Raw genomic sequence first — 18,505 nt, 5'->3', positions numbered from 1 at the left:
TATGAGCACGATTGCCGTTATTGATTACGGTATGGGTAACCTGCACTCGGTTGCCAAAGCGCTTGAACTGGTTTCCAACGACGGCACTCAGGTCGTGTTGACGGCTGACCCACAGAAGGTGCGCGATGCGGATCGTGTCCTTCTGCCCGGTGTTGGCGCTATTCGCGATTGTGTCGCGGAGATGCGCCGTCTTGGTGTGGATCAAGAGGTCAGTGAAGCGATCAGTTCTGGAAAGCCCTTCCTAGGTATCTGCGTGGGTTACCAAGCACTGACTAACTTCTCTGAAGAGAATGGCGGCGTTGAGTGTTTAGGCGAGTTTGAGGGCCGTGTTAACTTCTTTGGTAAAGATCTGAAAGACGGCAACAGCGAAAAGCTCAAAGTGCCACATATGGGTTGGAATCAGGTTCAGCAGAGCATCGATCACCCACTTTGGCAGGGCATTGAAAACGACACACGTTTCTACTTTGTGCACAGCTACTACGTTAAGTTGGCGGAGCAATCACTGGTTGCCGGTACCGCAAATTACGGTGTCGACTTTGATGTGGCTTTGGCTAAGGATAATGTCTTTGCTACGCAGTTCCACCCAGAGAAGAGCTCGAAAGCGGGCCTTCAGCTTCTAAAGAATTTTGTAAATTGGAACGGCCAAGCTTAAGTCGTTCACCCATAGGAAAAGCTTCAATGTTAATTATCCCTGCGATTGATCTTAAAGACGGTAAATGTGTGCGCCTGCGTCAGGGCCGTATGGATGACTCAACCGTATTCTCTGACAACCCCGTTGATATGGCGGCTAAGTGGGTGGATGCGGGATGTCGACGCTTGCACCTTGTCGATTTGAATGGCGCGTTCGCAGGCGAGCCAGTCAATGGTGGTATCGTGCGTGAGATCGCTAAAGCCTACCCTGATCTACCGATTCAAATTGGCGGCGGTATCCGTTCTGCAGAGACCATTGAAGCCTACCTAGATGCCGGCGTCTCTTACGTGATTATCGGTACTAAAGCGGTTAAAGAGCCTGAGTTTGTTACCGAGATGTGTAAAGCCTTCCCAGGCAACATTATCGTGGGTCTTGATGCGCAAGATGGCCGCGTTGCGATTGATGGTTGGGCGGAAGTGACTGACGTCATGGCGGTTGATCTGGCTAAGCGTTTCCGTGACAACGGCGTCTCTTCAATTGTCTACACCGATATCGCTCGTGACGGCATGATGCAGGGCGTTAATGTAGAGGCGACCGTTGATCTAGCAGTACAGGGCGGCATTCCTGTTGTCGCTTCAGGTGGTGTCACAAACATCGACGATATCCGTGCATTGGCGGAAGTGGCTGACCAAGGCATTTTGGGTGCGATTACTGGCCGTGCTATTTACGAAGGCACACTGGATGTGGCTGAAGCACAGGCTCTTAGCGATCAGCTGACGGCTAAGTAAGGATTTATAGATGGCACTAGCGAAGCGCATTATCCCTTGTCTGGACGTCGAGAACGGACGCGTCGTTAAAGGCGTTAAGTTCCTCGATATTCGTGATGCCGGTGATCCAGTTGAGGTCGCCCGTCGATACGACGAACAGGGCGCTGATGAGATCACCTTTTTGGATATCACAGCCAGTCATGAAGGCCGTGACACGATGGTGCATACGGTTGAGCGTATGGCGTCGCAAGTGTTTATTCCGTTGACCGTTGGCGGTGGTGTTCGTACCTGTGACGATATTCGTACGCTGTTAAATGCTGGCGCTGATAAGGTCTCTATTAATACGGCAGCCGTATTTAACCCCGAGTTTGTGAAAGAGGCAGCGGATCGTTTTGGTAGTCAGTGTATTGTCGTGGCGATTGATGCAAAACGAGTCTCTGCTCCAGATGAAGAGGGCCGCTGGGAGATCTTTACCCACGGTGGCCGTAAGCCAACCGGCCTAGACGCTGTTGAATGGGCGCAAAAGATGGAAGAGCTTGGTGCAGGTGAGATTCTACTGACCTCCATGGACCAAGACGGTGTGAAAAGTGGTTATGATTTAGGCGTGACTCGAGCAGTGTCTGAAGCGGTGACCATTCCCGTCATCGCATCAGGTGGCGTTGGTAACTTAGATCATTTGGTTGATGGCTGCATCGAAGGCAAAGCCGACGCAGTGCTGGCCGCCTCTATTTTCCACTTTAACGAATACACAGTACCCGAAGCGAAAGCGTACATGCGTGAGCGCGGTATTGAAGTACGTCTTTAATCAACGGCAAAGGTAGGCATCGATGCTAGATCCCAATGAACTAGAAACTGAGATTCGTAACCTTGAGCACTGGCAGCAGGTTGCCTTCTCTGCTGCGCTGACCGAGCGTATGTTCAATAACTTCGCGCTGTTCTCCAAGTTGATGGAGTTTGGCGATTTAGATCGCATGCGCACCGTGCTTGATGGCGTATGGGGTGAACTGGCTCAAAACGGCAGCAAGCTAAACTACGACGTTCAGCTTGGCCATGTAGACGATAACCTGGTGGATCTCGATGAGTTCGACACCTTTGGTGCCATTCCTGCCCGCGATGCAATGCTGGCGCTCTACTCAACGCTGATGTGTAAGCTAGAGAAAGAGGCGAGCGACGCGGTTGCGGTATCGAACCTCTCTTATGAAACCGTATCGGCTTACATTGAGTTTGCTGAAGCGAACGATCAGATGTCAGATGAAGAGCTGATCCGCATGATCAACTCACACGACATGATGCTGGATGAAGATGCGTTTCAGAGCGAAGTTCTGGAACAGCTAAACGGCGCTAAACAGAATGCTGCAACCATTTCAGCACTGCGTGAGCTTGGTGAAAACCAAGGCATCTCAAATATAGGGATCAGCGACGAAGAGTAATGCTTAGACTGGGTCTTATTCTTCTGATTGTTCCAAGCCTCGCACTGATGGGGGCTTACATGTACGAGCAGCACTTGATCGAGAGCTGCACGGCGACCGGTGGTTTCTACGACTATGCTCTCTCAGAGTGTGATCCACAGACAGAACAACCTTTTATTCCTTTTATGGTGCGCTACCCACTGTTGGTGAACGGCGGCATGCTGTTGAGTGTGTTGGGTCTTCTGTTAACCATCGTTGGCCTCTATAAACCCAATAAGCGAGACGTTGCGTGATTAAAAAGATCATCTGGGCTCTTATTTTAATGTCAGGCATCGGCTTCTACCTCTGGGTAGAGTTTGCCGGTGATGATTGGCTCGAAGCGTTCAATTCAGAGCGACAACAGGCGGCTGCCGAGTTTTTTGCTAAGGGTGAAGAGCAGGGTAGGGTAAAAACGGACGCAGCTTGTTTTGATGATGCCATTGGCCAGATTGCTGAGTGCTTAAGCATCTCCTGTACCGTAGATGCAGGCCAGTATCTGCGTGGTTGTTGGGGCGTTGCCGAACGTGCAGAGAGCTTCTGTGATGGGGTGCCAGAGTTCCAAGAAGAGAAGACCGAAGAGGAGAAAGAGTGGGCCCGTTTTGCCTGCTACGATCTGAACAGTCGCGGCGATGGCTGCCGTCTTCTGATGCGTCAAAAGCAGCAGCACTGCGCAACACAATAAGGACAATTGAATGAACTACTATTTAGCAGCGATGGAGCCCTTCCTATTCTGGGGTGGCTTGGGCATCTACATCATCTCTCTGGCCATGTATGGAACTCGCAGTGGCGATTGGAAAGCGATCATTCGCTTTTGGGAGCCGCTACTCAAACTTAACCCAACCGAGTTTCGTATCAACCGCATCGGTCTGAGCGGCATGATTCTGGCGGTTGTGATTCGAGTCTACCTAAACTTCCTAGCGTAATTCACCATGCGCACGAACTCGCCTTTCTCAGGGTTGGCCTATCTAGGCCGCGGTTTCAAAATGCTGTCGGAGCCCGGTCTTCGCGCCTTTGTATTGGTACCTTTGCTGATCAATACAGTCATCTTTGTTGGGGCGATCTATCTTCTGGTGACCAACTTCTCTGCTTGGGTTGATGCTCTAATCGCGCTCTGGTTACCTGATTGGGGTTGGTTGGATTATCTGATCTACTTCTTATGGCCTATCTTCGCACTGGTCTTGGTGCTGATGGTCTATTACGGCTTCTCGGTTGTTGCGAACTTTATAGCCGCGCCATTCAACGGTATCCTTTCAGAACGGGTTGAGCAGCGTCTGCGAGGCGATGCGATCAGCAATGAACTCAGCCTATTGCAGATGATTCCCGGCACCCTCGCGCGTGAGTTAGCTAAGTTGGCGTACTTTATTCCAAGGGTTTTGCTCTTGTTGATTCTAGGCTTTATACCGCTCATCAACCTAGCGACCCCAGTGCTTTGGTTCATCTTCAGTGCGTGGATGATGGCGATTCAATACATCGACTACCCGATGGATAACAACGGCCTGACCTTCAAGCGAATGAAGGGGTTATTGAAAGAGCGTCGTTGGTCTGCGTTAAGTCTAGGCTCGGTGATACAGCTTGGCATGTTGGTACCCCTGCTGAATCTGATTTTGATGCCGGCGGCAGTGATTGGCGCAACGATCTTTTGGGTGGAAGAGTATGAAGCTGATGGTGAGCAGGGGCGTTTAAAGTAAGCGCTGCTAAATCTTAACCACTCGACTTTCAGGGAAGGTCACACTAAATCGGCTGCCTTCACCCGGTTTACTAGTAACTCCCAACTTAGCATTGTGCCGAACCAACACGTGTTTCACTATGGCCAGTCCAAGTCCTGTACCACCACTGTCGCGGGATCGCCCTTCATCCACTCTGTAGAAGCGTTCAGTGATTCTTGGAATGTGCTCTGCTGGTATACCGACACCGGTATCGGTCACCGAAAACAGTACACTGGTGTCGACGGATTTCAGTTTTATATCAATTACTCCGTTAGCCGGAGTATATCGGACCGCATTGAACACGAGGTTGGATAGAGCGCTGCGTACCTCGCCCTCATTACCAAGAATCTCAAAGCCTTGGTCCATTTCGAGTGAGATTTGATGCTGTTTTGGCCCTGACACCTCTTTTGCTTCTTCTGTGATCCTTTCTAGCATTTCTCTAATGAAAATGGGCTTTCGGCTCTTATTTTCTGAGCTGGTTTCCAAGCGAGAAAGGGTTAGAAGGTCAGCAATCAGAGCAGCCATACGACTGCTCTGAGACTGCATAGAGTGGATCGCTTTTTGTATTGGTTTGGGCAGCTCTTGCTCTTGTAATGTCTCCAGATACCCATGAATAACTGTGATTGGAGTTCTCAGTTCGTGTGACGCATTGGCTAAGAAGGTATGACGCATAAGGCCAATTTTTTCGCTCTCAGAGATATCCCTAACAATGAGAACTTTGTCACCTTCACCAAAGGATTCTACACGGTACTCAAGCACTCTTTTCTGGTCTGCTGAGTCTGCTTTGAATGAAGCGATATGAGACGATTGAGAGTAAAATTCTAAGAAATTAGGTTCAGAAAAGACCTCCTGTACCCTTTTATGTTTCTGCTCAATGGTTATCTCTAATATCTCTTCAGCGGCATTATTCCACCACTCAATATTGTCTTGATTATCAATGATGACGATGGCGTCTTTCATGGCAGAGGTGGCTGCTTGAAACTGATCCATATCGGCATGGATCTCATCGTATTCTGCTTCCGTCTTATTCCGATAGTTGGCTATCGAGCGAACAATACGCCCCTGTTCAAAGGGTAATTTAGGATCTGGCGAGCTGAGATTTTGGTCTAGCCAAGTGACTAACTTTGCGTTCAGCAGCGAACTCAATATCGACCAAAGCAAAGAGCCAAATAATGCACCCAGTATTAGGTTGTGACTTGTAAAAAAACCGAGAACTGCACCAGCAAGAGTAAAGCTGAGAAGGCCAAGTAGTTGGCGTGCTATCGATTCGGTCACAAATCTATCCTAGAGTTTGGTTGAAAAACGGTATCCTGTACCACGAACTGTTTGGATTAAATTACCAAGGTCTGGCCCTAGTGCTTTGCGAAGACGTCGAATGTGCACATCCACTGTTCGCTCCTCCACATAGACATTCCCGCCCCAAACCATATCTAATAATTGGCCCCGGGAATAGGCTCTATCTTGATGTGTCATAAACAGATGAAGCAGTTTGAACTCTGTTGGACCTAGATTGAGCGACTGGCCGGAAGCATCCGAAACCCGATGTGAGACTGGATCTAAAATAATCCCACCGATTGAGATGGCGCCCTCATCACTCTCGGGAAGGCTTCTTCTAAGAACCGCTTTTAAGCGAGCGATCAGCTCTTTGGGTGAAAAAGGCTTAGTAATGTAATCATCTATACCCGCTTCAAGGCCCTGAATTTTATTGTCTTCATCAGCTTTCGCCGTCAGCATGATGATCGGTAGGTCTTTGGTGGTAGGGTCGCTGCGAAGGCGTTTGGCTAGCTCTATTCCGCTGGTACCAGGCATCATCCAATCGAGCAGCATCATGTCAGGCTTTTCATCAATGACCATGGCATGGGCTGTTTTTGCATCACAGGCCTCTAGTGTCTCAAAGCCGGCGAGCTCTAGTGCCATTACAATCATTTCACGAATAGCGGATTCATCATCAACGATCAGTATGCGTCTGGAACGACTCATGGTAACTCTCTCATCTGTTTCATTGACCTCATTAAATGATGCTTTCGTTACAAAAAGATGACAATGACGTTTTACAGTGCGTAATCAGCAGCTAATCCCACCAAAACAACTAGTTCAGCATAGTGATTATTTAAAAATGCTTTGAAACAGGGCATGCGTTCACGATCTTTTATCAGCCAGTGCTGGTAGATAAAGAACCCTACAGCACCTATCAGTCCAAGATAGAAATAGATTCCAAGGGATTCCAGTATTCCAATCCAAACCAGTACAGCAAGAGCAGCAATCTGTAGGCCGGCTATAGCCATGCGATCGTATTGGCCAAAAAATACAGCTGTCGATTTGATGCCTATCTTTAAATCATCATCCCGATCGACCATGGCGTACATGGTGTCATAAGCGACCGTCCATAAAATTTTAGCAAGGAAGACTAACCAGCCGACTAATGGCACTTCGCCTAAGGTTGCAGCAAAGGCCATCGGAATTCCCCAACCAAACGCCATACCCAAAACGACTTGGGGGAAGTGGGTGTAGCGCTTCATAAAGGGGTAGCTGAAGGCTAATAACAGAGCGATGGGCGATAGCAAGATCGCGGCTTTGTTCGTGAATAGCACTAAGATAAACGCGATCAGCATTAATCCGACGAACAAGCCAATGGCTTCTTTGCTAGTAATGCGGCCCGTTGGTAGCGGCCTTTCGGAGGTGCGTTTTACATGGCCATCCACTTTGCGGTCTGCAAAGTCGTTAATGACGCAGCCGGCTGAACGAGTCACCCATACCCCAAAGGTAAAGATAAACAGTAGATCCCAACTGGGTAAGCCACCTGCGGCGATCCATAAAGCCCAGAGAGTTGGCCATAACAAGAGATAGGTGCCAATCGGTTTGTCTGCTCGCATCAATTGCCATGCGGCATGGAGTTTATCTGCAGTGATCACAAGTGACTCAAGTATCTTTAAATTAAGGTGGTAGTATGAAGTGAGGGAGTGCTTAAAACAACAAAGCCACCTGAAGGTGGCTTTGTTAGAAGCAGAGTCGCAAGCTTACTCTCGAACGATCTTTTTGATCTCTTTAGTCTTCATGTGACGAACATCGGTACCGCTGACTTGGTAGATGACTTGCTCAGCCAAATTGCAGGCATGGTCACCGATTCGTTCTAGTGCACGAAGGATCCAGATTATATTTAGCACACCACTGATAGAGCGTGAGTCTTCCATCATGAAAGTGATTAAAGCTCGCATGGTCGACTGGTATTCACGATCAACATGTTTATCACTCTTGACCACTTTGTACGCTAATTCGATGTCACGATTTTCAAAAGCGATTAATACTGAGTTGAGCATGTCTGTGACCATCTCACCAATGTGGCTGACCTCATGAAGACTTTTGCTACTCGATTCATTATTTGACAGATCGATGGCCTGTTTGGCAACGCGAGAGGCTTCATCTCCGATACGCTCCAGATCAACAATGGCACGGTTGATTGACAGAACCAGCCTTAAATCAACGGCTGCTGGCTGGCGAAGCGCAATGATCTGTTCACACGCTTTATCTATCTGATTTTCGAAGCGATTGGTCTCTCGATCCAGCTCACGAGTTGATTCAGCCAGTGAGATATCTTGATTGAGCAGTGCATGCAAAGAGTCAGTGACTTGCTGCTTAACGGTTCTGCCCATCTCTAAAAATTCGGAACGAAGCCTCTCAAGCTCTTCGTTGAACTTATTTGATGTGTGTTGCGAATAGATCTCGCCACTGTCGCGCATTACAAAACCTCTTTTTAGGTCAACTAGGTCTAATTACCTTTAGTATTTCAAAAGAATGTTAGAGATTTGTGACAGTTTCGTGTCGATTTGGTTAAAGGAAAATATATCTCTAAAGGGTAGGCTTACCTTGCGATAAAACTTATGATTATCAAAGAAATAAGCTTTTTAGGCTGTTGAGATAAGCCCAATGGACACGCAATGCAGTTAATTGAAAAAGAGTTAAGTTGGTTATCGTTCAATGAACGCGTACTGCAGGAAGCTGCGGATGTAAACGTACCCATCATTGAGCGTGTCCGTTTTTTGGGTATTTACTCCAGCAATTTAGATGAGTTTTTCAGAGTTCGGGTTGCAGACTTGCACCGTCGCCTACGTCTTGAGCAACTAGGCAAGGTCGAACCCAAAGGGATGTCGGCTGAAAACCTGTTACATCTAGTGAATGAGAAGGTACAAACTCTCGCAGATCGTTTTAATGACATCCACATTGATGTCATCAAGGGACTCGCCCGTCGCAATATCTTTCTGATCAATAACGATCAGTTGAACGAGAAAGAGGGTGGCTGGTTACGGAAATACTTCCGAGATGAGGTCCTGCACCACATCACACCCATCTTAGTGAATGAGAACACCAAGCTTGCTAGCGTCATGAATGACGAAGATGCGTACCTGATGTGTGCCCTAAAAAAAGGGACTTCAGTTCAGTATGCACTTCTTGAAATTCCTTCTGATAAAACCAACCGATTTATCCAACTGCCTCGAATCAAAGGTCAGCGGCGAAAGCCAATCATCGTGCTCGATAACGCCATTCGCTATTGCGTTGACGATATCTTTGATGGTTTTATCGATTTTGACTCGACCGAAATGTTTGCCGTTAAGGTGACGCGAGATGCGGATTATGACTTAGAGCGTGATGTTGAGTTATCCCTACTAGAGAAAATGTCTCAAGGCATCAAACAGCGTGATACGAATAGGCCTGTGCGACTGGTCTATGACGAAATGATGCCTGATTACATGTTTGACTTCATGTGTGAGAATTTGGGGCTACAACCCGATGCGGAAACCACTGCGAGCGGACGTTATCGAAACTTTAAAGACTTTATTAATTTTCCAAATGTTGGTCCTCGCTATCTAGAGAACGAAAAGCTCTCGGCTCTGAATAGTCATCAATTTGATAGTGCATCGAATGTATTCGAAGCGATCTCTAAAGAGGACATTCTGCTCCACTACCCCTACTATAAATTTCGTTATTTGACTGATTTTGTGCGTGCGGCGTCGTTCGATCCCGCTGTTAAGCAGATACAGGTAACGGTTTATCGAGTAGCGAACAATAGTCAGATTCTCAAATCACTGATCGAGGCTGTTAAGAACGGTAAAAAAGTGATTGTCATTGTCGAGCTCAGTGCACGATTTGATGAAGAGGCGAATATTGAATGGGCACGTGAACTTACTGAGGCAGGGGTTGTTGTTGAGTTTGGTGTTGCCTCACTTAAGTGTCATGCAAAAATAATTCACGTCGTCCGAGAAGAGGAGGGTGAAGAGGTTGCTTATGGTTACATCAGTACCGGTAACTTGAACGAGAAAACTGCTCGAATTTACACTGATTTTGGTCTGTTTACTAAACGACCTGAGATTACAGAAGAGCTCGATAAAGTCTTTGATTTTATTATCAATCCTTACAAAAATTTCAAGTTCAAACATCTTCAAGTTAGTCCAAATTACAGCCGTGACCCAATCAATCAATTGATTGATGATGAGATTGAAGCGGCACGCAATGGCAACCGTGCCGAGATCTTTTTGAAAGTGAATAATCTAGTCGACGAAGGACTCTCTAATAAACTTTATGAAGCGAGCCAGGCGGGAGTCAAAATACGTCTAATTGTTCGCGGAATGTGTAACATTTTAGCCGGTATACCAGGCGTGAGTGACAATATCAAAATCATCAGTATTGTCGATCGCTATCTTGAGCATGCTCGTGTGTCACTGTTTTATGCTGGTGGTAAACGAAAGATGTTTTTAACTTCTGCTGACTGGATGACTCGCAACATCGACCACCGAATTGAAGTCGGTTGCCCAATTTTGGATAAAAATGTTCGTAAGCTCATTAAGGACCAGCTCGACCTACAATGGCGAGATAACACTAAGGCTAGAGCCTTAGACCCGGAGCAGGCCAATCATTATGTAACTCGTGGCAATCGTAAGAAAATACGCTCACAGATGGCGATTTACGACTACTTAAAACAGCTGGAGCGCTCTCGTGAACGACAAGCATAACTCTGAATCTGAATCACGACACTTTGCAGCGATTGATCTAGGTTCTAATAGTTTTCACATGTTGGTCGTGCGTCAACTTCACGATGATGTGCAGCCCCTTTTTAAACACAAAGAGCGTGTTCGCTTGGCTGAGGGTTTAGACGCTAAAAATAACCTCTCTGAAGAGGCTATCGAACGAGGAGTCGCAGTACTCAAGACATTTGCTGAACAACTAACGCCCTTTCCAAACTGTACTGTGCGCGTGGTCGGTACACACACCTTGCGAATTGCTAAGAATCGCAGTGAATTTCTTGCCTCTGCTAGACAAGTCTTTCCATACCCCATCGAGATTATCAGTGGTCAAGAAGAGGCTCGCCTGGTTCATTTGGGTGTTTCAAGTTCAGAGCACTTAGCGGGTAACACCTTGGTCATTGATATTGGTGGCGGGTCCACTGAGGTTGCACTCGGTCGTGAGAATAGCTTGGAATTAGGTCGCTCTCATACTATGGGTTCGGTGAGTTTTACCGAGGCCTTCTTCAGTAAAGGCGTTGATAAGGCCTCTTATAAAAAAGCGAAGCTCTATGCGCAACAGCAGCTGGAACGCTTTTCTGCCCTCTTTGCATCCATCGGTTGGAATCAAGTCCGGTGTACTTCAGGTTCAGCACAAGCGATAGCGACAGCCAGTGAAAACTTGGGCTATGATCCGAAAGAGATTTCCGCTAAATCGATAAAAGCCTTACGTAAATTAGTCGTCAAAAATGAGTTATCCAGTAAAGTTGTAAAAGGCATTAGTGAGCAACGATTGCAGATTTTCGCTGGTGGTTTGGCGATTCTAGATGCCGTTTTCTCTAGCCTCGAGATTGAGCAAGCCAAGTTTTCCTCTGGTGCGTTACGTGAAGGTTTGCTGGGAGAGTTTACGGCGTCATCGGGTGATCAGCAGGATACTAGAACGCGTGCGATTCGCTCATTGATGGCACGTTACCACGTTGATACCAAGCATGCGGAGCGAGTCAGTGATACCGCAACGAAACTTTGGCGGCAGTTAGCTCCAGAATTACGACTTCCGGTTTTTACTCGTCGTTACCTGCAATATGCGGCACTGACACATGAGGTAGGACTAAACCTAAATTCAAGTGGTTTGCAGAAGCATTCAGCCTATATTTTAGAGCATTCAAACCTAGCCGGTTTTAGTTTCGACCAGCAAAAGCTGGTCGCGCTAATGGTTCGATTGCATCGTAAAAAGATTAAAAAGTCCCTAGTGACCAACCTTGGCATGCTATCCAAAAAACATGCCATCGCGTTGATTCTGATTTTACGTATCTCTGTTATCTGGCACCTAAGTCGAAGCAGCGAGTACCCTGAAGTACCTAAAATTGAATTCGATGGCGAACGACTCACCCTCTCATTAGATGCAGAGGTCAGTGATGAATATCCACTCCTGATTGCGGATCTGGAGCGGGAAGAGTCTTTCTGTAAACAGTACGGCATCGATATGCGAATTGAATTTCTGCTCTAACCAAAACGGCCTGTAATGTAATCCTGCGTTAGCTGGTGTGATGGGTTGGTGAAGATCTGTTCAGTATTACCCACCTCAATCAGATCACCCAGGTGGAAGTAGGCTGTACGATCAGAGACACGCGCTGCCTGTTGCATTGAGTGCGTGACGATAACGATGGTGTACTGACTTTTAAGCTCTTCGATCAACTCTTCAACCTTTGCTGTCGCAATAGGGTCCAGTGCGGAACAAGGCTCATCCATAAGAATGACCTCTGGGCTTACCGCAATAGCGCGTGCGATGCATAGACGCTGCTGTTGACCGCCCGATAGGCCTGTACCCGGTTGATCTAGACGATCTTTAACTTCGTTCCAAAGGCCCGCTTTCTCTAGTGCTGACTCTACGATGTCGTCCAATTCACTTTTGCTTTTCGTTAAGCCATGAATACGAGGACCGTAAGCAATGTTGTCGTAGATCGATTTAGGGAATGGGTTTGGCTTTTGGAAAACCATGCCGACACGCGCACGAAGTGGTACAACGTCCACGGATGGCGCGTAAATATCCTGGCCATCCAATGCGATAGTACCCTCTACTCGACAGATATCGATGGTATCGTTCATACGGTTCAAGGTACGAAGGAAGGTTGATTTACCACAGCCGGATGGGCCGATGAAAGCAATGACTTCCTGCTCACCAATATCGATGGTGACATCATTGATGGCATGTTTGTCGCCGTAGTAAACGTCAACATTACGAGCAGTCATGCGCGGGTTTTCAACAAACACATTACCCGTCGTTTTGATATTACTGTTTTCCATCTTCTTGTCCGTTGAATTGTTTAAGTCTTTAGATTCGTTCATTTTTTCGCTTACCAACGACGCTCTAGCTTCTTACGAAGCATGATTGCAGCGGCGTTCATCGTGATAAGGAAGGCCAGTAGTACGATGATTGCAGCACTGGTTTTCTGAATAAACATTCGCTCTGCAAAGTCAGCCCACATAAAGATTTGAACCGGTAGTACCGTCGCAGGGTCGGTAAAGCCACCAGGAATATCAACAATGAAGGCCACCATACCAATCATCAACAGTGGTGCCGTCTCACCTAGAGCTTGCGCCATACCAATGATGGTACCCGTCAGCATGCCTGGCATCGCAAGTGGGATAACGTGGTGGAAAATGGTCTGCATTTTCGATGCGCCAATACCCAATGCGGCATCACGAATACTCGGTGGTACTGCACGAATCGCCGCGCGAGAGGAGATGATAATCGTCGGCAGAGTCATCAGAGCCAGTACGATACCACCTACTAGTGGAATAGATCGTGGCATACCAAAGGTGACGATGAAGATCGCCAAGCCCATGATACCGAACACCACTGAAGGCACTGCCGCTAGGTTGTTGATATTGATCTCAATGATCTCAGTCCAGCGGTTTTTCGGAGCAATCTCTTCAAGATAGACGGCTGCTGCAACCCCAAGAGGGAAGGCGATGCTGACACAGATAGCCAGGGTCAGGAGCGATCCAAAAAGCGCTCCTTTGATGCCTGCCATCTCTGCATCACGCGATGCAGAACCGAAGAACAGGTAGTCACTTAACTCGTAGCTGATTAAACCGGCTTCTTGCCACTTATCTACGATCTCAATGGTGAAGTCGTTGATTCGACGATCCTTTTCTGGGGTCTCACGTTTAATGAATCCACGCAGGAACGAGTCGATATCATCATCCACAGCAAACTTAATCGTTTGGGTTGTCCCCATCAGTTCAGGGTTCGCCTTTACGAAATCGATCAGGCGCTGTGAGCCACCCGAAGAGACCATCTTACGAAGGGCCTTCTTGGTTTTTCGGCCTCCCTCTTCACCAATAGAGGCCAGTGAGGCTTCCAAAATAATTTTGTCGGCATCGCCCGAGAAAAGCGAGGCATCTGACATATCACCTTGTGGGTCAAGACGCGCTTTGTCCAATACCACATCCAGCTGAACGTAGTGCTGGAACATACCTGGCAAGCCTTTCGTTAAGATGCCCGAGAACAGAATGACTAGGAATGTTAACGCTAAGCCAACAGCCGATAAGCCCATCAGACGAAAGCGCTTCTCTTTCTTGCGACGTTGTTTAAGTGACGCTTCAACGCGCGCAGTCGCCTCTTGAGGTGAGAGGCCTTTGAATGCCTTGTTAGTCATATTGTTCCCTGTACTTCTTAACAATTTGAAGGGCGAAGAAGTTTAGACCCAAGGTCAAAATAATCAGCATCGTAGATAGCGCAAATGCTGATAGTGTTTTCGCCGACTCAAACTCTTGGTCACCGACCAGAATTGTAACGATCTGAGATGTCACCGTTGTGACAGCATCGAGAGGGTTGAACGAAAGGTTAGCCGCTAGGCCCGCAGCCATTACTACGATCATGGTCTCACCGACTGCACGAGACACCGCAAGAATGACGGCCGCAACAATACCCGGTAGGGCCGCAGGAAGAACTACTTGGCGAGTCGTCTCGCTTTTTGTTGAGCCCAGTCCGTAAGCTGCATCACGAAGTGATTGAGGTACAGCGTTAATCACGTCATCTGAAAGTGATGAGACGAATGGAATGATCATAACGCCCATGACGAGACCTGCCGCGAGTGCTGATTCAGACGCAACAGTAAGACCTAATGATTCCCCCAACCCTTTGATAGCAGGTGCAACAGTTAAGGCTGCGAAGAAGCCATAAACCACAGTGGGTACGCCGGCAAGAATCTCAAGAAGCGGTTTAACAGTAGAGCGTACTTTGGGTGATGCATACTCTGCTAGATAGACCGCACTGGCTAGACCGACAGGCACTGCAACGATGATCGCGATAGATGAGATTAATAAGGTGCCGGCAAACATCGGAAGCATACCGTATTTAGCTTCACCTCCACCCGATCCAGCGCGCTCTGCGCCTTCGAATTGAGGGTTCCACTCGGTACCAAAGATGAAATCAGTTGGCGGTACCAGTTGGAAGAATCGAATGGTTTCAAACAGTACAGACAGTACGATACCAATGGTTGTTAGTATCGCGATAGTCGATGCTGCAATCAGACCGTATGAGATCAGCTTTTCTACACCGTTACGTGCACGAAAATCGGAATCGATCTGACGGTAAGCGATTAGACCACACACAGTTGCTAGGCCTAATACCACGGCTGATTTCAGCATCGTAGAGGTTGCAGCCCAGCCAATCCAAGCATCTCCTGCTTGCAGAACCCATGCTTCAGGTTCACCAAAACGGATGCCTGCGACTATGTTTTCTACCTTGGCGAGCGCCACAATGGCTTGTGAGCCACCGGCAGCAAGGATTTCAGGAGGATAGAAATCACGCACCCAGCTCTGGAACAGCTGAATATCGATGATAGACCAGAGAATCAATACAACAACCGCTGGGAAGAAGGCTAAAGAGCCAGCCCAAAGGCCATAGTAGTTCGGAAGTGAGTGGAATACCTGCCCATTTGATCGAGCGATAAGAACCGTCCTTTTAGCTATGAAGTAAAAGGCGAGACTGATGACTGTTAAAATAATTAGCAACGAAGTCAGTGTCATTTCAGTATCTCAAATGCTGCAAAATCCGGCCTGTAATACAGGCCGGATTAATTTCAATCTAGGATTGGGTTACTTAAGAGCATCAGCAGTAAGAACTGGCAGTGCTGTCATGCGAGCAGCCATCTCTTCACGTTCTGCAGTTGGCATTGGGATCATGCCTGCGTCCGCTAGGATGCCATCTTCGTCCCAGTGTTTAGTCCACTCAGTCATGTACTCAGCAATGCCTGGTACAACACCAACGTGCTGGTGTTTAACGTACATGAACAGTGCGCGTGATGCTTTGTAAGAACCGTCAGCAATCGCTTCGAATGTTGGTGCTACGCCATCCAGTTTCGCACCCTGTAGAGTGTCAGAGTTCTGATCAAGGTAAGAGAAACCGAAAATACCGAAAGTTTCTGAGTCTTCTTGCAGCTTTTGAACGATCAGGTTGTCCTGCTCGCCAGCTTCGATGTACGCACCGTCAGTACGCATCGCACGACAAGACTTTGCTTTTTTGCCTGCTGCTTTTAGTGCTGCTTTCATCTCGTCGTCTTTTTTACAGAACGCTTTTTCGTTGATGATTTCAGCGAATGATGCACGAGTACCAGAAGTCGTTGGTGGACCGTAGACACGGATTGCAACATTTGGAAGCGCTGGGTTAACGTCTTTCCAAGTTTTGAATGGGTTATCAACTAGCTCACCGTTAACGGCCACTTTAGCTGTTAAGGCTTTACCAAGGTCTGAGCGAGAGATCTCTAGTTGAGCAGCGTCTTTAGAGTTAGCAAATACGATACCGTCGTAGCCGACTTTGATCTCAGTGATCTTCACGCCGTTTGCATCACAGTACTCTAGTTCGCCACTCTTCATGCGTGAAGAAGCGTTACCGATATCGATGAACTCAGTACCGATGCCGTCACAAACGCCTTTTTTACCAACAGAAGAACCGCCTGATTCAACAACAGGTGTGTTGAACGCTGGGTTACGACCTAGACGCTCAGCAACGATTGTTGCGAATGGAAGAACGGTAGATGAACCAGCGATGCTCACGTTATCTCGGGCCATTGCTGGAGTGCTCATTAGAGCGGTTAAAGTAGCAGCTGTTGTTGCGAGTCGTAGGAACATTTCAAACTCCTTAGTTTCTAAATCAGTCGGTAGGCTGTCGCTTACCTCTTTGATAACTATTAGGCGCTTGCTTTGTTACAACTCTGTGAAGCGTTTATGACAATTTAATGATAAATATAAGACGCAAAAAAGCCCCACGAAGGGGCTTTTTGATGGATAGTTTGGCGTTTATTAGACCATGATTCCACGGATTACGTAGAACAGAATCGCCGCCAATGTACCTGATGCTGGAACTGTAATAACCCATGCAGCGGCAATTTTGTAAACAGCTGAACGCTTAACCAGCTCCTGTTTGTACGCTTTCTTAAGCTGCTTGCGCTCTTTTTTGCTTAGTTCTGCAGAGGCTGTTTTCTTCTTAAGTTGCTTAAGCATTTTAGCTTTGTCATCGATTGATGCACTTTCAAACTTAGCAAGAAACTCTTCCACTTCCTCTTGATCAGCACCTTGGTGGTGCGATTTGATCTCGTTGATCATGCGAGCGTGGCTTGATTTCAAGTACTCACGAAGGAAGCCCACACCGAATACACCGCCCACAGCAATGTGAGTTGAAGATACTGGAAGACCTAGCTGAGAAGCGATGATAACCGTGATCGCTGCCGCCATAGCGATAGAGAATGCACGTGTCTGATCCAACTCAGTAATTTCAGAACCAACGGTTTTGATCAGTTTTGGACCAAATAGTGCTAGACCCAACGCGATACCTAGAGCACCGATCATCATGACCCAAAGTGGGATCGCTGCTTTCGTTGAAATGCCGTGGTTAACGATCGCATCGTTGATCGCCGCTAGTGGACCAATGGCGTTTGCAACGTCGTTTGCACCGTGTGCGAAACTTAGTAGTGCTGCAGCGAAGATTAGAGGAATGGTGAACAGTTGGTTAACACCCGCTTTATCGTTATCCAGGCGGTCAGCTGCTTTAGCTACCAGACCTTTAACAATGAAGTAAATAACTACCGCAATGGCTAGACCGATCAGTAGAGCTGTCACAAAATCGAGTTTGATCAGCTTCTTAACGCCTTTAAGTGCTAGGTAGGTCGAGAATGCCCAAGCCATCAACATGATCAGCAGAGGTACCATCTTCTTAGCTGCAACACGCATGTCCGACTTATAAGTAATGGTGCGTTTGATTAGGTATAGGAAACCAGCTGCAATCAGGCCGCCAAGTACAGGTGAGATCACCCAGCTTGCTGCGATCGCGCCCATCTTGTCCCAGTTAGCAATACCAAAACCGCCTGCAGCGATACCAGCACCCAATACACCACCAACAATAGAGTGAGTAGTAGAGACAGGAGCACCAACAGCTGTTGCTAGGTTAAGCCATAACGCACCCGCTAGAAGTGCGGCTAACATCAACCAAATAAAGGTATCAGCATCACCAATCACTTCTGGGTTGATGATCCCTTTTTTGATTGTGCTGACAACGTCACCGCCGGCGATTAAAGCACCCGATGCTTCAAAGATAGCCGCGATAATGATAGCGCCTGTTAGGGTAAGCGCCTTTGAACCTACTGCTGGGCCCACGTTATTGGCTACGTCGTTAGCACCAATGTTCATTGCCATGTAACCACCGATCATTGCGGCAATGACAAGGATGTAACTTCCTGGGATATCCCCAACTTGTGCTGAGATAAAGAGAACAATACCTACTAGGAAGAGCAGGGCGTAACCGATGCGCATAACATCGCCACGGTTAGATGCTGTCGCTTTATCCAGCTTATTCATGTCTTTAATTTCCAAGAGAAGCTCCTCTTGCTTGGTTCATTGATTTACCACTACTTAAAGTAGTCGCTAATTTAAGTTGACGCCATTTAAATACACTTTT

19 protein-coding genes are annotated in these 18,505 nt (G+C 47.5%); 10 read left to right on the top strand and 9 right to left on the bottom strand.

What is annotated here, in order from left to right:
- Window position 1 precedes the first annotated feature (1 nt).
- Genes hisH through cysZ form a run of 8 tightly spaced genes read left to right on the top strand, consistent with a single transcriptional unit; the run spans window position 2 to window position 4,534 of the window.
- Window positions 2-652 carry an imidazole glycerol phosphate synthase subunit HisH gene (gene hisH, locus XMD530_RS06765; RefSeq protein ID WP_173506918.1) on the top strand — a complete coding sequence of 217 codons (651 nt, stop codon included), beginning with the start codon at window positions 2-4 and terminating at the stop codon, window positions 650-652.
- Window positions 653-678: 26 nt separating this feature from the next.
- Window positions 679-1,419 (top strand): 1-(5-phosphoribosyl)-5-[(5-phosphoribosylamino)methylideneamino]imidazole-4-carboxamide isomerase, encoded by a 741-nt coding sequence (gene hisA, locus XMD530_RS06760; RefSeq protein WP_173499196.1) that lies wholly within the window; start codon window positions 679-681, stop codon window positions 1,417-1,419.
- A 10-nt stretch (window positions 1,420-1,429) separates the two neighbouring features.
- A complete protein-coding gene (hisF, locus tag XMD530_RS06755) occupies window positions 1,430-2,203 on the top strand; it encodes an imidazole glycerol phosphate synthase subunit HisF (RefSeq protein WP_173481828.1) in 774 nt (257 codons plus the stop codon).
- Between the two features lie 22 nt (window positions 2,204-2,225).
- Window positions 2,226-2,828: a DUF416 family protein gene (locus XMD530_RS06750; RefSeq protein WP_173506917.1), complete on the top strand. Its 603-nt coding sequence runs from the start codon at window positions 2,226-2,228 to the stop codon at window positions 2,826-2,828.
- Window positions 2,828-3,100: a hypothetical protein gene (locus XMD530_RS06745; RefSeq protein WP_173481830.1), complete on the top strand. Its 273-nt coding sequence runs from the start codon at window positions 2,828-2,830 to the stop codon at window positions 3,098-3,100. Before XMD530_RS06750 ends, XMD530_RS06745 begins: the two co-directional genes overlap by 1 nt.
- Window positions 3,097-3,528, top strand: a complete 432-nt coding sequence (locus tag XMD530_RS06740; RefSeq protein ID WP_173482640.1) for a hypothetical protein — start codon at window positions 3,097-3,099, stop codon at window positions 3,526-3,528. The genes XMD530_RS06745 and XMD530_RS06740 overlap by 4 nt, the downstream gene beginning before the upstream one ends.
- 10 nt (window positions 3,529-3,538) lie before the next feature.
- Complete coding sequence (locus XMD530_RS06735; RefSeq protein WP_173481832.1) at window positions 3,539-3,769, top strand: hypothetical protein; 231 nt, start codon at window positions 3,539-3,541, stop codon at window positions 3,767-3,769.
- Window positions 3,770-3,775: 6 nt separating this feature from the next.
- On the top strand, window positions 3,776-4,534 hold the full coding sequence (gene cysZ, locus XMD530_RS06730; RefSeq protein WP_173481833.1) for a sulfate transporter CysZ: 759 nt from the start codon (window positions 3,776-3,778) through the stop codon (window positions 4,532-4,534).
- Window positions 4,535-4,540: 6 nt separating this feature from the next.
- Here cysZ and phoR read toward each other — a convergent pair whose 3' ends face one another.
- The 4 genes from phoR to phoU all read right to left on the bottom strand — a co-directional run bounded on the left by phoR (window position 4,541) and on the right by phoU (window position 8,289).
- Window positions 4,541-5,827, bottom strand: a complete 1,287-nt coding sequence (gene phoR / locus XMD530_RS06725) for a phosphate regulon sensor histidine kinase PhoR (protein WP_173506159.1) — start codon at window positions 5,825-5,827, stop codon at window positions 4,541-4,543.
- A 9-nt stretch (window positions 5,828-5,836) separates the two neighbouring features.
- Window positions 5,837-6,532 (bottom strand): phosphate regulon transcriptional regulator PhoB, encoded by a 696-nt coding sequence (gene phoB / locus XMD530_RS06720; protein WP_173481835.1) that lies wholly within the window; start codon window positions 6,530-6,532, stop codon window positions 5,837-5,839.
- A gap of 71 nt (window positions 6,533-6,603) precedes the next feature.
- On the bottom strand, window positions 6,604-7,464 hold the full coding sequence (gene ubiA / locus XMD530_RS06715) for a 4-hydroxybenzoate octaprenyltransferase (RefSeq protein WP_371731468.1): 861 nt from the start codon (window positions 7,462-7,464) through the stop codon (window positions 6,604-6,606).
- A 105-nt stretch (window positions 7,465-7,569) separates the two neighbouring features.
- Window positions 7,570-8,289, bottom strand: a complete 720-nt coding sequence (phoU, locus tag XMD530_RS06710; protein WP_173481836.1) for a phosphate signaling complex protein PhoU — start codon at window positions 8,287-8,289, stop codon at window positions 7,570-7,572.
- A 198-nt stretch (window positions 8,290-8,487) separates the two neighbouring features.
- Between phoU and ppk1 the strand changes: the two genes are divergently transcribed.
- Window positions 8,488-10,557 carry a polyphosphate kinase 1 gene (gene ppk1 / locus XMD530_RS06705; RefSeq protein WP_173481837.1) on the top strand — a complete coding sequence of 690 codons (2,070 nt, stop codon included), beginning with the start codon at window positions 8,488-8,490 and terminating at the stop codon, window positions 10,555-10,557.
- Window positions 10,541-12,052: an exopolyphosphatase gene (locus tag XMD530_RS06700; RefSeq protein ID WP_173481838.1), complete on the top strand. Its 1,512-nt coding sequence runs from the start codon at window positions 10,541-10,543 to the stop codon at window positions 12,050-12,052. Before ppk1 ends, XMD530_RS06700 begins: the two co-directional genes overlap by 17 nt.
- On the opposite strand, the gene pstB is transcribed toward XMD530_RS06700, so the two are convergent.
- The 5 genes from pstB to XMD530_RS06675 form a co-directional block, all read right to left on the bottom strand.
- On the bottom strand, window positions 12,049-12,891 hold the full coding sequence (pstB, locus tag XMD530_RS06695) for a phosphate ABC transporter ATP-binding protein PstB (RefSeq protein WP_173481839.1): 843 nt from the start codon (window positions 12,889-12,891) through the stop codon (window positions 12,049-12,051). The genes XMD530_RS06700 and pstB overlap by 4 nt on opposite strands.
- 8 nt (window positions 12,892-12,899) lie before the next feature.
- Window positions 12,900-14,207, bottom strand: coding sequence for a phosphate ABC transporter permease PstA (pstA, locus tag XMD530_RS06690; RefSeq protein ID WP_173506916.1), 1,308 nt, complete (start codon window positions 14,205-14,207; stop codon window positions 12,900-12,902).
- On the bottom strand, window positions 14,200-15,582 hold the full coding sequence (gene pstC, locus XMD530_RS06685) for a phosphate ABC transporter permease subunit PstC (protein ID WP_173484184.1): 1,383 nt from the start codon (window positions 15,580-15,582) through the stop codon (window positions 14,200-14,202). Before pstC ends, pstA begins: the two co-directional genes overlap by 8 nt.
- A 69-nt stretch (window positions 15,583-15,651) precedes the next feature.
- A complete protein-coding gene (locus XMD530_RS06680) occupies window positions 15,652-16,683 on the bottom strand; it encodes a substrate-binding domain-containing protein (protein ID WP_173481842.1) in 1,032 nt (343 codons plus the stop codon).
- A gap of 171 nt (window positions 16,684-16,854) precedes the next feature.
- A complete protein-coding gene (locus tag XMD530_RS06675; protein ID WP_173481843.1) occupies window positions 16,855-18,420 on the bottom strand; it encodes an inorganic phosphate transporter in 1,566 nt (521 codons plus the stop codon).
- Between the last annotated feature and the right edge of the window lie 85 nt (window positions 18,421-18,505).

The sequence above is a fragment of the Marinobacterium sp. xm-d-530 genome, assembly GCF_013283365.1.
GTDB lineage: Bacteria > Pseudomonadota > Gammaproteobacteria > Pseudomonadales > Balneatricaceae > Marinobacterium_E.
Note: the sequence above shows the minus strand (reverse complement) of the source record. Positions and strands in the feature narration are given on the sequence as shown.

Coding starts and splice junctions, on each gene's coding strand:
- hisH (WP_173506918.1), top strand. CDS start 2: ATGAGCACGATTGCCGTTATTGATTACGGTATGGGTAACCTGCACTCG.
- pstC (WP_173484184.1), bottom strand. CDS start 15,582: ATGACACTGACTTCGTTGCTAATTATTTTAACAGTCATCAGTCTCGCC.
- cysZ (WP_173481833.1), top strand. CDS start 3,776: ATGCGCACGAACTCGCCTTTCTCAGGGTTGGCCTATCTAGGCCGCGGT.
- hisF (WP_173481828.1), top strand. CDS start 1,430: ATGGCACTAGCGAAGCGCATTATCCCTTGTCTGGACGTCGAGAACGGA.
- XMD530_RS06745 (WP_173481830.1), top strand. CDS start 2,828: ATGCTTAGACTGGGTCTTATTCTTCTGATTGTTCCAAGCCTCGCACTG.
- ppk1 (WP_173481837.1), top strand. CDS start 8,488: ATGCAGTTAATTGAAAAAGAGTTAAGTTGGTTATCGTTCAATGAACGC.
- phoB (WP_173481835.1), bottom strand. CDS start 6,532: ATGAGTCGTTCCAGACGCATACTGATCGTTGATGATGAATCCGCTATT.
- phoU (WP_173481836.1), bottom strand. CDS start 8,289: ATGCGCGACAGTGGCGAGATCTATTCGCAACACACATCAAATAAGTTC.
- pstB (WP_173481839.1), bottom strand. CDS start 12,891: ATGAACGAATCTAAAGACTTAAACAATTCAACGGACAAGAAGATGGAA.
- pstA (WP_173506916.1), bottom strand. CDS start 14,207: ATGACTAACAAGGCATTCAAAGGCCTCTCACCTCAAGAGGCGACTGCG.
- hisA (WP_173499196.1), top strand. CDS start 679: ATGTTAATTATCCCTGCGATTGATCTTAAAGACGGTAAATGTGTGCGC.
- XMD530_RS06735 (WP_173481832.1), top strand. CDS start 3,539: ATGAACTACTATTTAGCAGCGATGGAGCCCTTCCTATTCTGGGGTGGC.
- XMD530_RS06680 (WP_173481842.1), bottom strand. CDS start 16,683: ATGTTCCTACGACTCGCAACAACAGCTGCTACTTTAACCGCTCTAATG.
- XMD530_RS06750 (WP_173506917.1), top strand. CDS start 2,226: ATGCTAGATCCCAATGAACTAGAAACTGAGATTCGTAACCTTGAGCAC.